This window comes from Bordetella saccharivorans (assembly GCF_045862855.1).
Classification (GTDB): domain Bacteria; phylum Pseudomonadota; class Gammaproteobacteria; order Burkholderiales; family Burkholderiaceae_B; genus Bordetella_A; species Bordetella_A petrii_F.
Genome location: NZ_BAAFZO010000001.1, coordinates 4,586,535 through 4,600,911, shown reverse-complemented (window position 1 = coordinate 4,600,911; position 14,377 = coordinate 4,586,535). Strand labels below are relative to the sequence as shown.

The window sequence follows — 14,377 nt, the reverse complement described above, 5'->3', positions numbered from 1 at the left end:
AACAGGAACCCGCCTGTTGACCACTACAAAAGAGGGAAATCATGAAACCAAGCGGATTGAACCGACGCAGCTTCCTGAAGACCGCCTCCGGCCTGGCGCTGGCCCCGGCGCTGCCGCTCGTGCCCGGGCTGGCCGGCGCGGCCGAGTCGAAAGTGGTGGTGGGCACCTGGGGCGGCGATTACCAGCGCCTGCTGCAGCAATTCATCTCGCCGCTGCTGGAGAAGCAGGGCATCGACGTGGTGTTCGACACCGGCAATGCGGTGCCGCGGGTGACCAAGTTGCGCGCCGAGCGCAATTCGCGGCGCGGCAGCATGGATGTGGCGCTGCTGGGCGAGGTCGACATGTTCGACGCGGCGCGCTCGAACACGCTGGCGGACGTGGACCCCAAGCGCGTGCCGAACCTGGCGCAGGTGTACGACCAGTTCAAGACGCCGTACTCCATCCCGCACATCTTCAGCGCGATGACCCTGGTGTACAACACCGAGAAATTCCCCACGCCGCCGGATTCGCTCGAGGTGATGCTGGACCCGGCCTTCAAGGGCCGCACCGGCTTTTCCGACATTCTCTACTTGTACAACGGCCTGTTCGTGGGCGGCGCCAAGCGTGCCGACAGCTTCGAGCCCGGCAAGAAATTCCTGGACCGGCTCAAGCAGAACGCGCCGCGCATTTATCCTTCCAACGAGGCCGTGGCGGCGGCGTTCAAGTCCGGCGAGATCTGGATGGCCGTCATGTGGAAGGCGCGCGCGCTGCAGTGGCAGGACGCCGGCCTGCCGCTGGGCTTCGTGATCCCCAAGGAAGGCGCCATTCCGGTGACGTTCGAGGCCGCCGTGGCGCGCAACGCCCGCAACGACGAGGCGGCCTGGCAATACCTGAATGCCATGCTGGACCCGGCCGGCCAGGTGCATTTCGCCCGCGCCATGGGCTATGCGCCCACGGTGCGCAACGCCAGCCTGCCGCCCGACCTGCAGAAGCGGGTGGGTTTCACCGACGCGGAGCTGGAGCGCATCCACCCCTATGACCTCAAGCCGTTGGTCGAGTCCAAGGCCAGTTTCCTGGACTACTGGAACAAGTCCTTCAAGGCGGCCCTGTAGCAACCGGGTTGTACCGGGTTATCGCCAATAGCGCACGGGGTTGCACCTGGCCGAAAATCCGGTGCAACTTTTCCGGCCTGCGGTAGCCCCGGGGGCCGCGCCGCTCGGCTGGCGCCGGCCGGCCGGTCGTTGACATTAATATTCCGATTCATAAAGGACTCCCGCGCCACAAGCGGCGGCGTGTCCTGGTTTGCCACCCCATTCACACAGGAGGGTTTACATGAAAGCCGCATTTTCCCGCCCGGCCTTGCTGGCCGCCCTGGCCGCCGCCTGCCTGGCCGGCGCCGTCCAGGCCGAAGAAATCAAGCTGGGTTTTGCCGCGCCGCTGACCGGTCCGCAGTCGCACTATGGCGAGGACATGCAGAACGGCCTGACCATGGCGCTCGAAGAAGCCAACAAGAAGGGCATCAAGGTCGACGGCGAAGTCGCCAAGTTCGTGCTGGTCTCGCGCGACGACCAGGCCGACCCGCGCACCGCCGTGCAGGTGGCGCAGCAACTGGTGGACGAGGATGTCGACGGCATCCTGGGCCATTTCAATTCGGGCACCACCATCCCGGCTTCGCGGGTGTACAACGAGGCCGGCCTGCCGCAGATCGCCATGGCGACTTCGCCTGAATACACCAACCAGGGCTACGACACCACGTTCCGCATGATGACCAGCGACACGCAGCAAGGCGCGGCGGTCGGCCAGTTCATCGTCGAGAACCTCAAGGCCAAGAAGGTCGCCATCATCGACGACCGCACCGCCTATGGCCAGGGCCTGGCCGACGAGGTCGAGAAGGCGGTCAAGAAGGCCGGCGGCGAGATCGTGCGCCGGGAGTACACCACCGACAAGGCCAATGACTTCACGTCCATCCTGACCAACATCAAGGCCGCCGGACCCGACGCGATCTTCTACGGCGGCCTGGACGCGCAGTCCGGTCCCATGAAGCGCCAGCTGGTGCGGCTGGGCCTGAAGGCACCGCTGGTCTCGGGCGAGATGACCCGCAGCGACACCTTCATCAAGCTGGCCGGCGATGCCGCCGACGGCACCTATGCGTCGCTGGCGGGCGTGCCGCTGGAGAAAATGGCGGCCGGCAAGGACTTCGCCCAGCGCTACGAGGCCCGCTTCAAGAAGGCGCCCGGCGTGTATGCGCCGTACGCCTACGACGGCGCCTGGAACATGATCACGGCGATCGAGCAGGCCGGTTCCGCGGACCCGGAAGACTACCTGCCCAAGCTGGCCAAGCTGGAGCGCAAGGGCGCCACCAGCGAGCATATCGCCTACGACGCCAAGGGCGACCTCAAGGAAATCTCGGTCACCATCTACGAAGTCAAGAACGGCAAGTGGGAAATGGTCGAGACCATGGTCAGCCAGGCCAACTGAGCGGCCGGCCCGCACCCGCGGGCGCGCGTCGCGGCCGCACCGCAGCACCAGCGTCGCGCGCGGCCCTTGCGCCCGCGTGGCGCGGCTTTCCCCTCAGCGAGCACATCGCAGGCTCCGAGCCCCTATGGATATCTTCATACAGCAACTCATCAACGGCCTGACGCTGGGCAGCGTCTATGCGCTGGTCGCGCTGGGCTACACGATGGTGTACGGCATCATCGGCCTCATCAATTTCGCGCATGGCGACGTCGTCATGATCGGCGCCATGGCGGCCACCATGGTCGCCGCGGCCATGGTGGGCGGCGACCCGTCGGTCTCGGCCTTCGCCGTGCTGGCGGCCGGCCTGCTGGTCTCGGTGCCGCTGTGCATGGCGGTGGGCTGGACCGCCGAGCGCGTGGCCTACCGCCCATTGCGCCGCGCGCCGCGGCTGGCCGCGCTGATCACGGCCATCGGGGTGTCGATCATCCTGCAGAACATCGCCATGATGGTCTGGGGCCGCAATTACCTGAATTTCCCCCAAGTGCTGCAGCCGCAGGTCTTCGAGCTGGGCGGCGCGCGCATGAGCACGCTGCAGCTGGCGATCGTGTTGATCGCCGCGCTCATCATGGGCGCGCTGCTGGCCGTGGTGCACAAGACGCGCCTGGGCACCGCCATGCGGGCCACCGCGCAGAACCGCGAGGTGGCCGGCCTGATGGGGGTGAACATCAATACCGTGATCTCGGCCGCCTTCCTGATCGGGTCGGCGCTGGCGGCGGTGGCCGGCATGATGGTCACCACTTATTACGGCGTGGCGCAGTACACCATGGGCTTCATGCTGGGGCTGAAGGCCTTCACCGCCGCCGTGCTGGGCGGCATCGGCAACCTGGTCGGCGCCATGGCCGGCGGCCTGTTGCTGGGCATCATCGAATCGCTGGGGGCGGGCTACATCGGCGACCTGACCGGCGGGTTCCTGGGCAGCCACTACCAGGACGTCTTCGCGTTCATCGTGCTGGTGCTGGTGCTGATCTTCCGTCCCTCGGGCCTGCTGGGCGAGCGCGTGGGAGACCGGGCATGAGCGGCGCCCTGAAAAAAACCGGCCTGTCGCGCCGCAACCTGCTGGGCATCGTGCTGATCGGCGTGGCGCTGGCGGTGCTGCCGTTCGTGCTGGGCATGGCGGGGCAGAGCTGGGTGCGCATCCTGAATTTCGCGCTGCTGTATGTGATGCTGGCGCTGGGCCTGAACATCGTGGTGGGTTTCGCCGGCCTGCTGGACCTGGGCTACATCGCGTTCTATGCGGTGGGCGCCTATGCCTGGGCATTGCTGGCGTCGCCGCACTTCGACCTGCACCTGCCGTTCTGGGCGATCCTGCCGATCAGCCTGGGGCTGGCCTGCGTGTTCGGCGTGCTGCTGGGCGCGCCCACGCTGAAGCTGCGCGGCGACTACCTGGCCATCGTCACCCTGGGGTTCGGCGAGATCATCCGCATTTTCCTCAACAACCTCAACGCGCCCGTCAACATCACCAATGGGCCGCAGGGCATCAACCGCATCGACGGCTTCAAGGTCGGCGAGTTCATGTTCGGCCGCAGCGAGACGCTGCTGGGCATGCGCGTGACCGGTCCGGAAAAATACTACTACCTGTTGCTGGCCATCACGCTGCTGATCGTGCTGGTCTGCGTGCGCCTGCAGAACTCGCGCATCGGCCGCGCCTGGGAGGCGATCCGCGAGGACGAGATCGCCGCCAAGGCCATGGGCATCAATACGCGCAACATCAAGCTGCTGGCGTTCGCCATGGGCGCTTCGTTCGGCGGCGTGGCCGGCGCGCTGTTCGCCGCCATGCAGGGTTTCGTCAGCCCCGAGAGCTTCAGCCTGACCGAGTCGATCTCGGTGCTGTGCATGGTGGTGCTGGGCGGCATGGGGCACATTCCCGGCGTGATCCTGGGCGCGATCATCCTGGCGGCCTTGCCGGAGTTCCTGCGCGCCGTCGTGGAACCGCTGCAGCGGCTGGTGTTCGGCGAAGTCGTGCTCGATCCCGAAGGCATTCGCATGCTGCTGTTCGGCCTGGCGATGGTCTGCGTGATGCTGTACCGCCCGGCCGGCCTGTGGCCATCGGCCGTGCGCAAGCGCGAACTGGCGGGCACCGCGGGAGGCCAGGCATGAGCGTCATCCTGCAAGCAGAAGGCCTGGGCAAGCGGTTCGGCGGCCTGCGTGCGCTGTCCGAGGTCAGCTTCGACATCCGCGCGGGCGAGATCTACGGCCTGATCGGCCCGAACGGCGCGGGCAAGACCACGCTGTTCAACGTGCTGACCGGCCTCTATATCCCGGAAGAAGGGCGCTGCACGTTCAACGGCGCGCCGCTCACCGGCCGCAAGCCGCATGAAGTGGCGCAGGGGGGGCTGGCACGCACCTTCCAGAACATCCGGCTGTTCGCCAACCTGAGCGCCATCGAGAATGTCATGATCGGCCGCCACGCGCGCACCCGCGCCGGCGTGCTGGGCGCGGTGCTGCGGACTCGCGCCGCCCGCGCCGAAGAGGCCGCCATCGAGCGGCGCGCCCACGAACTGCTGGACTATGTGGGCATCGGCGCGCGCGCCAACGACGTGGCGCGCTCGCTGTCGTATGGCGATCAGCGGCGGCTGGAAATCGCCCGGGCGCTGGCCACCGAGCCCAAGCTGCTGGCGCTGGACGAGCCGGCCGCCGGCATGAACGCCTCGGAAACCGTGGTGCTGCGCCAGCTGATCGAAAAGATCCGCCGCGACGGCATCACCGTGCTGCTGATCGAGCACGACATGAAGCTGGTCATGGGGCTGTGCGACCGCGTGCTGGTGCTGGAATACGGTAAGGTGCTGGCCATGGGCAAGCCGGCCCAGGTGCAGCGCGATCCCAAGGTGATCGAAGCCTACCTGGGCGCGGGCGCGGCCCACGATGCGCCCGCCCAATCATCGGAGCAGACGGCATCATGAGCGCATCCCGACCCTTACTGGAACTGCGCGGGCTGGAAGTGGCCTATGGCGGGATCCGCGCGGTGCGCGGCATCGACCTGCGCGTCGATCCCGGTGAACTGGTCTGCCTGATCGGCGCCAATGGCGCGGGCAAGAGCACCACCCTGCGCGCCATCTGCGGCCTGGTGCCGCTGGCTGGCGGCGACGTGGTCTACGACGGCCAGTCGATCAACGGCCGCAAGTCGTTCGAGCTGGTGCGGCGCGGCCTGGTGATGGTGCCGGAGGGCCGCGGCATCTTCGGGCAGCTGACCATCGAGGAAAACCTCGCCATGGGCGCCTACGTGCGGCGCGATGCCGCGCAGGTGCGCCAGGATACCGAGCGCGTCTTCACGCTGTTCCCGCGCCTGGCCGAGCGCCGCCGGCAAGCCGCCGGCACGCTGTCGGGCGGCGAGCAGCAAATGGTGGCCATGGGACGGGCGATGATCGCGCGGCCGCGGCTGCTGCTGCTCGATGAACCCTCCATGGGGCTGGCGCCGCTGATGGTGGAAAAGGTCTTCGAGGTAGTGCGCGCCATCGCCGCCGAGGGAGTCACCATTCTGTTGATCGAGCAGAACGCCAGGCTGGCGCTCGAGCACAGCCATCGCGGCTACGTGATGGAGTCGGGCGAGTTGACACTGTCCGGCCCGGCGCGGGAACTGCTGACCGACCCGAAAGTGCGCGCCGCCTACCTGGGCGAAGCCGCGGACGCAGCCTGAACGGGCGGCGTCCGCGCGTGCGGCCTCAGGCCGGCGCGATGGCCGGGGCGCCGGCCGCCGGCCTGCGCCGGATCATCAGGGCGATGACCGCCGCCGCCAGCCCGGTGGCGCCCGCCAGCACGAACGCCACCAGGTAGCTGCCCTGGGTCTCGCGGATGAAGCCGGCCAGCCAGGCGGCGCTGGCCGCGCCGACCTGGTGTCCGGCGACGATCCAGCCGAACACGATCGGCGCGTCGCGCTCGCCGAAGGCCTCGGTGGTCAGGCGCAGCGTGGGCGGCACGGTGGCGATCCAGTCCAGCCCGAAGAAAATCGCGAAGATCGACAGGCTGTAGAACGAAAAGTCGGAATAGGGCAGGTACATCAGCGCCAGACCGCGCAGGCCGTAATACATGAACAGCAGCTTGCGCGGATCGTAGCGGTCGGTGAGCCAGCCCGAGGCGGTAGTGCCGACCAGGTCGAACACGCCCATCATCGCCAGCAGGCCGGCGGCGCGCACTTCCGGGATGCCATGGTCGCCGCACAGGGCGATCAGGTGTGTGCCGACCAGGCCATTGGTGGTGAAGCCGCACACGAAGAAAGTGGCGAACAGGAACCAGAACGTACGGGTGCGGACGGCGCGGCCCAGCGCGCCGAAGGTGGCGGCCAGCAGGCCGGTGCGCGGCGCTGCAGGCGGCACGGGCGTGCCGGGCGGCGTGCCGTAGGGCGCCAGGCCCACGCTGGCGGGCCGGTCCGGCACCAGCCACCAGGCCAGCGGCACCAGCGCCGCCGCGCCCGCGGCAACTGCCCATACCGCGCGCCGCCAATCGCCCGACGACGCGAGCGCCGCCAGGCCCGGCAGGAAGAGCAGGGTGCCGGTGGCGGTGCTGGCGGTCAGCAGGCCCATCATCAGGCCGCGGCGGGTGCTGAACCAGCGGTTGACCACGGTGGCGCCCAGCACCACCGCGACGGCCCCCGAGCCTATGCCGGAGAACACGCCCCAGGTCAGCAAGAGGTGCCAGGGCTGCGTCATGAAACTGCTGGCGAAAGTCGAGGCGGCCATCAGCGCCAACGCGCCGATCAGCACGCGCCGCAGTCCGAAGTGTTCCATGGCGGCGGCCGCGAACGGCCCCACCAGGCCGTACAGGAAAATCCCGACGGCTGCCGACAAGGACACCGTGGCGCGGCTCCAGCCAAAAGCCTCCTCCAGGGGCACCAGCAGCACGCTGGGCGTGGAACGCAGGCCGGCAGAGACCAGCAAGGCCAGGAAAATCACCGCCACCACGACGAAGGCATACGCCTGGCCATAGCGCCGGAAGGGGCGGGGAAGCTGGGATATACTCATGTTACTGACCGGTACGTTGCGGGAACTCGTATGCTACGTACCGGTCAGTAACATCGTCAAGTGATTTTTGATGACCCGTTTGTCCGGAGTGCCGCCATGGCCCGCAAGATCCCCGCATCCGCTGAAACGGCCGGCCCGCACAAGCCTGCCGCCGACCGCATCCGCGAGACCGCCCGCCGCATGTTCTATGAAGACGGCATTCGCGCCGTCGGGGTCGACGCGCTGGTGGCCGAGGCGGGCGTGACCAAGCCCAGCCTGTACCGCAGCTTTTCATCCAAGGACGAGCTGGCGGCCTCGTACCTGCGCGACTACGAGGCCGAGTTCTGGGCCAAGTTCAACGCCGGCGAGCAGGTGTATCCGGACGACCCGCGCGCCAGCCTGATGATGTATTTCGAGGGGCTGGCCCAGCGCGCTTCCAGCAGCGCCCGCTATCGCGGCTGCGGCCTGACCAACGCGGCGGTCGAGTACCCCGAGCCGGACCATCCGGCGCGCCAGGTGGCGGTGGCGCACAAGATCCAGTTGCGCGCGCGCATGGTCGAACTGGCGCGCGCCATGGGCGCGGCCGAGCCGGAGGTGCTGGCCGACGGCCTGCTGCTGTTGCTGGAGGGCGCGTTCGTTTCCAGCCAGCTGTTCGGGCAGGGCGGTCCCGCCCGCCACCTGCCCGAAGCCGCGCGCCGCTTGATCGACGCCAGCCTGGGTTCCGGATGACAGGTGCCGCTCCGCGCTGGAAGCGCGCCGGCATGTGCGCGAGCGGAGGTGCCTCGCGTGAAGGTGTCTGACACCCCGCGAAACGCGCTGCGCAGGCAGTGAGCGTCGCACGGGGTGTCAGACACCTGGCAAAACCGGGATCAGCTGTGATACGCCGATTCGCCGTGGCTGGTCACATCCAGGCCTTCGCGTTCCTGGTCTTCCGGCACGCGCACGCCGCACAGCATGTTGGCGATCTTGTAGGCGATCCACGCCACCACGCCGGACCACACGATGGTCAGCAGCACGCCTTCGAGCTGCACCCATACCTGGCCAAGGATGGCGCCCGCGTCGGCCAGGCCCGGCCCGCCCAGCGCCTGGGCATTGAACACGCCGGTCAGCAGCGCGCCGATGATGCCGCCCACGCCATGCACGCCGAACACATCCAGGGCATCGTCAGCGCGCAGCAGCCGCTTCAGGCCGTTGACGCCCCAGACGCACACGGCGCCCGCGACCACGCCGATGACCAGCGCGCCGCCGGGTCCGACCAGGCCCGCGGCGGGCGTGATGCCGACCAGGCCGGCCACCGCGCCCGAGGCGGCGCCCAGCATCGAAGGTTTGCCCTTGACGGCCCATTCCGTGAACAGCCATGCCAGCACCGCGCCAGCGGTGGCGATCATGGTGTTGAAGAAGGCCAGCGTGGCGGCTTCGTTCGACGCCAGCGCCGAGCCCGCATTGAAGCCGAACCAGCCCACCCACAGCAGCGCGGCGCCGATGAAGGTCATCGGCAGGTTGTGCGGTTGCATGGCCTCGCGCCCGTAGCCCACGCGCTTGCCGACCACATAGGCGCCCACCAGGCCGGCGACCCCGGCGTTGATGTGCACCACGGTGCCGCCGGCGAAATCCAGCGCGCCGCGCGCGTTCAGCAGGCCGGGGGCCGTCTCGGAGGCAAACCACACCATGTGGGCGATCGGCACGTATGCGAAGGTGAACCAGATCACCGTGAACACCAGTACCGCCGAAAAGCGGGCCCGTTCGGCGAAGCTGCCCACGATCAGCGCGCAGGTGATGCCCGCGAAGGTCGCCTGGAACGAGGCGAACAGCAATTCGGTCAGCGAGCCCGACATGGCGTATGCACCATCGGCGGGCGTGAACATGCCCGAGAAGAAGGCCCGCGACAGGCCACCGAAGAACGCGTTGCCTTCGGTGAAGGCGAGCGAATAGCCATAGGCGAACCACAGCACCAGGCCCAGCGCGAAGGTGCACAGGACCTGCATCAGCACCGACAGTACATTCTTGCTGCGCACCAGGCCGCCGTAGAACAGCGCCAGGCCGGGCACCGCCATCATCAATACCAGCAGCGTCGAAACGAGCAACCAGGAGATATCCGCTTTATCCATTTTTCAGGCTCCAATGCGTCTTGCTTTATCGTTGTTGTTACAGCGCGGCTTCGCCGGATTCGCCGGTCCGGATGCGGATGACTTGTTCCAGCGGCGCGGTAAAGATCTTGCCGTCGCCGATCTTGCCGGTCCGCGCGGCCTGCTCAATGACATCGATGACCTGGTCGACCAGGTGGTCGGGCACGGCGGCCTCGACCCGCAGCTTGGGCAGGAAATCGACGGCATATTCCGCGCCCCGGTAAAGCTCAGTATGGCCTTTCTGGCGGCCGAACCCCTTGACTTCGGTGACGGTCAATCCCTGGACACCGATCCCGGACAGGGCCACCCGCACCTCGTCGAGCTTGAACGGCTTGATGATGGCGATGATGAGTTTCATGGCATTCCTCTCATGGTTGCACTCAGGCATGCCCAATCAAGCAATATCCATGCCATGTGACGGAAGGCTGTCGGCGCACGGCCAGCGGGCGGGTTGCCCCGCTGGCGTGCGGGCTTGCCCGGAAATGGTGCAAAAGAAGGCGCCCGTGCGCTCCATGATGGTGCGTGGCACGTGGGCAGGGCACCCTGAAACAAAACGTCTCGCTGGCCCCTATCTTGTATCGAATTGCAGCGACGTGGCGATGGGGCCGGCGCCGGCTATCACATGGCCCGGCGCCAGGCTGGACGTCCTGTGTGGCGTTATGAGCCCCATGCCAAAGGCATATAGGGACACGTTTGTATCGCCATGCATGTCAGAATTCAGTGCGGTTTCGACATAAATGTATCGAATCACCTGAAACGCGGCATTACATGCGACGGCTTGTTGGCGGGCGCGGCCTCGGGAAGAATCAGGTCATGCCGTACGACAGTGCGGCGAGCGCCCGAGTGGTGCGATTGCTTCTGGGAGTCGCCTTGGGGCGATTCGGTTTTCTCCTGTGCTTTGAGGCGGTGTCGCGTGCGGCCCGCCCATTTTTTTTGTGCGCGTGCCGCGGGCCTGGGCGCTTTCCTTTGCCGCTACACTGTGCACATTGAAGTCGCGAACGCGAGCACGCCATGAACAACCGTACCCAGTGGATCGAAGACATCCAGAAAAACCTGTCCGACCTGATCGCCCGCAGCCCGGCCGCTGATCTCGAGCGCAACGTCAAGGCCATGATGGGCCAGGCTTTCAACAAAATGGATCTGGTCACGCGCGAGGAGTTCGACGTGCAGGCGGACCTGCTGGCCCGCGCGCGCGAGCGGGTCGAGCAGCTCAATACCCGCATCCAGCAGCTCGAGGCCCGCGTGGCGGCGCTGGAAGGGCAGTCGCTGGCCAGCAAGTAAAGACGGGCGCTGCGACATTCCGGTCGCGCCGGGCAAGCCGGGCGGCCCCCGCTTGCCCATACTGGCGGTGTTTCCTCAGGAGCCGCCATGACTCTCGCCGTACTTGCCAGCCGGGCGCTGTCCGGCATGGATGCGCCCGCCGTGCGCGTCGAAACCCACCTCGGCCCGGGGCTGCCGGCCTTCAATGTCGTCGGGCTGCCCGATACCGAAGTGCGGGAAAGCCGCGAGCGGGTGCGGGCGGCCATCCTCAATAGCGGCTTCGAGTTTCCCGCCGGACGCATCACCGTCAATCTGTCGCCGGCCGACTTGCCCAAGGCCTCGGCCCGTTTCGACCTGCCGATCGCGCTGGGTGTCCTGTTGGCCAGCGGCCAGGTCGCCACGCCCGGCCCGGCGGGCGGCTCGGCGCCGGAGGGCCTGCAGTCCCTGGTGCTGGCCGGCGAGCTGTCCCTGACGGGCGCGCTGGTGCCGGTGGGCGCGCCATTGGCGCTGGCGCTGGCGGTCGCGCGCGAGCAGCCCGACGCCACGCTCGTGCTGCCGGGGGCGAGCGCCGCCGTGGCCGCCTGGGTGCCGGGGTTGCGCGTGCTGGCGGCCGGCACGCTGGCCGAGATCGCCGCGCACCTGGCGGGCGGCGCGGCGCTGCCCGCCGCCGAGCCGGCGCCGTGGCAGGCGGCAGCGCCGCCGCCATGCCTGTCCGACGTGCGCGGCCAGGCGATGGCGCGCCGGGTCCTGGAGGTCGCGGCCGCGGGCGGACACAGCCTGTTGATGATCGGTCCGCCCGGCGCCGGCAAGAGCATGCTCGCCCAGCGGCTGCCGGGCCTGCTGCCGCCCCTGTCGCGCGAGCAGGCGCTGGAAGTGGCCGCCATTGCGGGGCTGGCCGGCGGGGTCGCGGCGCTGCAAGGCCAGCCGCCGTTCCGCGCCCCGCATCACGGCGCTTCGGCGGCGGCCCTGATCGGCGGCGGCGCGCGACCCCGGCCGGGCGAAATCAGCCTGGCGCACCATGGCGTGCTGTTCCTGGACGAATTGCCGGAATTCGACCGCCGCGCCCTCGAGTCCCTGCGCGAACCGCTGGAAACGGGCCGGGTGGACATCGTCCGGGCGCGCCACGCCGTGCAGTATCCGGCGCGTTTCCAGCTGGTGGCGGCGATGAACCCATGTCCTTGCGGCTGGCGCGGCCATCCGGGCCGGCCGTGCCATTGCACGCCCGATCAGGTGGCGCGTTATACGGGCAAGCTGTCCGGGCCGCTGCTGGACCGGCTCGACCTGCTCATCGAGCTGCCCGCCGTCCCGGCGGACTGGCTGGACGCCGCGCCGGGCGAGTCGTCCGCGGTCGTGCGCGAGCGGGTGGCCCAGTGCCGGGCCCGCCAGCAGGGGCGGCAGGGCGTGCCCAACGCGATGCTGCAGGGGCGCGCCATCGAAGCGGGCTGCGCCCTGGAGGCGGACGGGCGCAAGTTGCTGCAGCAGGCCATGCAGCGCCTGCACGGCTCGGCCCGCGCCACCCACCGGGCCCTGCGGGTGGCGCGCACCGTGGCCGACCTGGACGGCCAGGACCGCATCCAGGCGCGCCATGTGGCCGAGGCGCTGCAATATCGCTGCACGCTGCGCTGACACGCCGGGCCCGGGCAATTCGACAAAAAACCCGAAATCACCATATAATCAAGGGCTTTTCCCGGTCAGCCAGTTGGTTTATCGGGGAAAAACCAGAAGTGGCCCCAGGTCCGGCAAGCCTTGGCCCCGCCGCTTGCCCATGCAAGCGGCCGGAACCAAGCACCTGTGTCCATGTAATCAACAAACTTAGGAATCATCATGCCCAAGATGAAAACCAAGAAAAGCGCGTCCAAGCGCTTTCAGGTTCGCGGCAGCGGATCCATCAAGCGTGGCCAGGCCTTCAAGCGCCACATCCTGACCAAGAAAACCACCAAGAACAAGCGCCAGCTGCGCGGTTCGGCGGCGGTCCATGAAACCAACGTGGCTTCCGTGAAAGCCATGATGCCTTTCGCTTGATAACGGAGATCCACTATGCCTCGCGTCAAACGCGGCGTTACCGCCCGCGCCCGTCATAAAAAAGTCATCGCCGCCGCCAAGGGCTACCGTGGCCGCCGCGGCAACGTATTCCGCATCGCCAAGCAGGCGGTCATGCGCGCCGGGCAATACGCCTACCGCGATCGCCGCAACAAGAAGCGCACCTTCCGCGCCCTGTGGATCACCCGCATCAACGCCGCCGTGCGCGAGCAGGGCATGAGCTACAGCGTGTTCATCGCCGGCCTGAAGAAGGCCTCGATCGATCTCGACCGCAAGGTTCTGGCCGACCTGGCCGTGCGCGACAAGGCCGGCTTTGCCGCCATTGTGCAGCAGGCCAAGGCAGCCCTGTCCGCCTGACCGCGCGCTGATCGTATCGCGTATCGCTGCAAACGGGGCTGTCGGCCCCGTTTGCGTTTTGCCGCCGCCCCAAGGCAAAACAGCCCGCCGGGGCCGCAAGCCGGCGCAGCGCGAGGGCATTGTTTTTAGGCTGTGATTCCATGACTCTACTGGCTGACGACCTGGTTTCCCAGGCCCAAGAACGATTCGCCGCGGCGCGCGACGCCACCGCCCTGGAGAACGCCAAGGCGCGCTTCCTGGGCAAGGAAGGCGCGCTCACCATGCTGCTCAAGGGGCTGGGCAAGCTCGACCCGGAGCAGAAGCGCGAGCTGGGCGGCCGCATCAACCAGGCCAAGCAGCGCATCGAGGCCCTGCTCAACGAGCGCCGCGCCCAATTGGCGCAGGCCGAGCTCGACGCCCGCTTGGCCGCCGAGACCATCGACGTCACCTTGCCCGGCCGCGGCCGGGCCATGGGCGGCATCCATCCCATCGCCCGCAGCTGGGAACGGGTCGAGGAGATTTTCCGCTCGATCGGCTTCGACGTGGCCGACGGCCCCGAGATCGAAGACGACTGGACCAACTTCACCGCGCTGAACAACCCGCTGGACCACCCGGCGCGTTCCATGCAGGACACCTTCTACGTCGACCTGCAGGACGGCGACGGTCTGCCGCTGCTGCTGCGCACCCATACCAGCCCCATGCAGGTGCGCTATGCGCGCATGCACCAGCCGCCCATCAAGGTCATCGCGCCGGGCCGCACCTATCGCGTCGACAGCGACGCCACCCATTCGCCCATGTTCCACCAGGTCGAAGGGCTGTGGATCGCCGAGGACATCTCCTTTGCCGATCTCAAGGGGGTCTACACCGACTTCCTGCGCCGCTTCTTCGAGAGCGACGACCTGGTCGTGCGGTTCCGCCCGTCGTTCTTCCCGTTTACCGAGCCCTCGGCCGAGATCGACATGATGTTCACGTCCGGCCCCAACCGCGGCCGCTGGCTCGAGATCTCCGGTTCCGGCCAGGTGCACCCGCAAGTGGTGCGGAATTTCGGGCTCGATCCCGAGCGCTACATCGGCTTCGCGTTCGGCTCGGGCCTCGAGCGCCTGACCATGCTGCGCTACGGCGTCAACGACCTGCGCCAGTTCTACGAAGGCGACCTGCGCTTCCTGCGCCAGTTCAACGAATAAC

15 protein-coding genes are annotated in these 14,377 nt (G+C 67.9%); 12 read left to right on the top strand and 3 right to left on the bottom strand.

Annotated features, from left to right (window positions below):
- Positions 1-41: 41 nt before the first annotated feature.
- The 6 genes from ACKTT0_RS22050 (at position 42) to ACKTT0_RS22025 (ending at position 6,130) form a co-directional block, all read left to right on the top strand.
- On the top strand, positions 42-1,091 hold the full coding sequence (locus tag ACKTT0_RS22050) for an ABC transporter substrate-binding protein (protein WP_407851897.1): 1,050 nt from the start codon (positions 42-44) through the stop codon (positions 1,089-1,091).
- Between the two features lie 220 nt (positions 1,092-1,311).
- Entirely contained in the window at positions 1,312-2,457 is a 1,146-nt protein-coding gene (locus tag ACKTT0_RS22045) for a branched-chain amino acid ABC transporter substrate-binding protein (protein ID WP_407851896.1), read from the top strand.
- 124 nt (positions 2,458-2,581) lie between these two features.
- Positions 2,582-3,511 carry a branched-chain amino acid ABC transporter permease gene (locus ACKTT0_RS22040; RefSeq protein ID WP_407851895.1) on the top strand — a complete coding sequence of 310 codons (930 nt, stop codon included), beginning with the start codon at positions 2,582-2,584 and terminating at the stop codon, positions 3,509-3,511.
- Positions 3,508-4,593, top strand: coding sequence for an ABC transporter permease subunit (locus tag ACKTT0_RS22035; RefSeq protein WP_407851894.1), 1,086 nt, complete (start codon positions 3,508-3,510; stop codon positions 4,591-4,593). The genes ACKTT0_RS22040 and ACKTT0_RS22035 overlap by 4 nt, the downstream gene beginning before the upstream one ends.
- A complete protein-coding gene (locus ACKTT0_RS22030; RefSeq protein WP_407851893.1) occupies positions 4,590-5,396 on the top strand; it encodes an ABC transporter ATP-binding protein in 807 nt (268 codons plus the stop codon). Before ACKTT0_RS22035 ends, ACKTT0_RS22030 begins: the two co-directional genes overlap by 4 nt.
- Entirely contained in the window at positions 5,393-6,130 is a 738-nt protein-coding gene (locus ACKTT0_RS22025) for an ABC transporter ATP-binding protein (RefSeq protein ID WP_407851892.1), read from the top strand. The genes ACKTT0_RS22030 and ACKTT0_RS22025 overlap by 4 nt, the downstream gene beginning before the upstream one ends.
- A gap of 25 nt (positions 6,131-6,155) precedes the next feature.
- On the opposite strand, the gene ACKTT0_RS22020 is transcribed toward ACKTT0_RS22025, so the two are convergent.
- The gene (locus ACKTT0_RS22020) at positions 6,156-7,451 is read right to left on the bottom strand and encodes an MFS transporter (protein WP_407851891.1); all 1,296 of its coding nucleotides are present in this window, start codon (positions 7,449-7,451) and stop codon (positions 6,156-6,158) included.
- Between the two features lie 96 nt (positions 7,452-7,547).
- On the opposite strand from ACKTT0_RS22020, the gene ACKTT0_RS22015 reads away from it, so the two are divergent.
- Positions 7,548-8,159: a TetR/AcrR family transcriptional regulator gene (locus ACKTT0_RS22015; RefSeq protein ID WP_407851890.1), complete on the top strand. Its 612-nt coding sequence runs from the start codon at positions 7,548-7,550 to the stop codon at positions 8,157-8,159.
- A 140-nt stretch (positions 8,160-8,299) separates the two neighbouring features.
- Here ACKTT0_RS22015 and amt read toward each other — a convergent pair whose 3' ends face one another.
- The gene (amt, locus tag ACKTT0_RS22010) at positions 8,300-9,538 is read right to left on the bottom strand and encodes an ammonium transporter (protein WP_407851889.1); all 1,239 of its coding nucleotides are present in this window, start codon (positions 9,536-9,538) and stop codon (positions 8,300-8,302) included.
- A gap of 37 nt (positions 9,539-9,575) precedes the next feature.
- Positions 9,576-9,914: a P-II family nitrogen regulator gene (glnK, locus tag ACKTT0_RS22005; protein WP_012249555.1), complete on the bottom strand. Its 339-nt coding sequence runs from the start codon at positions 9,912-9,914 to the stop codon at positions 9,576-9,578.
- 653 nt (positions 9,915-10,567) lie between these two features.
- Here glnK and ACKTT0_RS22000 point away from each other — a divergent pair.
- From ACKTT0_RS22000 to pheS, 5 genes are all read left to right on the top strand, one after another.
- On the top strand, positions 10,568-10,837 hold the full coding sequence (locus ACKTT0_RS22000; RefSeq protein ID WP_407851888.1) for an accessory factor UbiK family protein: 270 nt from the start codon (positions 10,568-10,570) through the stop codon (positions 10,835-10,837).
- 87 nt (positions 10,838-10,924) lie between these two features.
- A complete protein-coding gene (locus tag ACKTT0_RS21995; RefSeq protein WP_407851887.1) occupies positions 10,925-12,442 on the top strand; it encodes a YifB family Mg chelatase-like AAA ATPase in 1,518 nt (505 codons plus the stop codon).
- A 198-nt stretch (positions 12,443-12,640) separates the two neighbouring features.
- The gene (rpmI, locus tag ACKTT0_RS21990) at positions 12,641-12,838 is read left to right on the top strand and encodes a 50S ribosomal protein L35 (protein WP_012249552.1); all 198 of its coding nucleotides are present in this window, start codon (positions 12,641-12,643) and stop codon (positions 12,836-12,838) included.
- 15 nt (positions 12,839-12,853) lie between these two features.
- Entirely contained in the window at positions 12,854-13,213 is a 360-nt protein-coding gene (gene rplT / locus ACKTT0_RS21985) for a 50S ribosomal protein L20 (RefSeq protein WP_012249551.1), read from the top strand.
- A 140-nt stretch (positions 13,214-13,353) separates the two neighbouring features.
- Positions 13,354-14,376, top strand: coding sequence for a phenylalanine--tRNA ligase subunit alpha (gene pheS / locus ACKTT0_RS21980; protein ID WP_407851886.1), 1,023 nt, complete (start codon positions 13,354-13,356; stop codon positions 14,374-14,376).
- The last annotated feature ends 1 nt before the right edge of the window (position 14,377 follow it).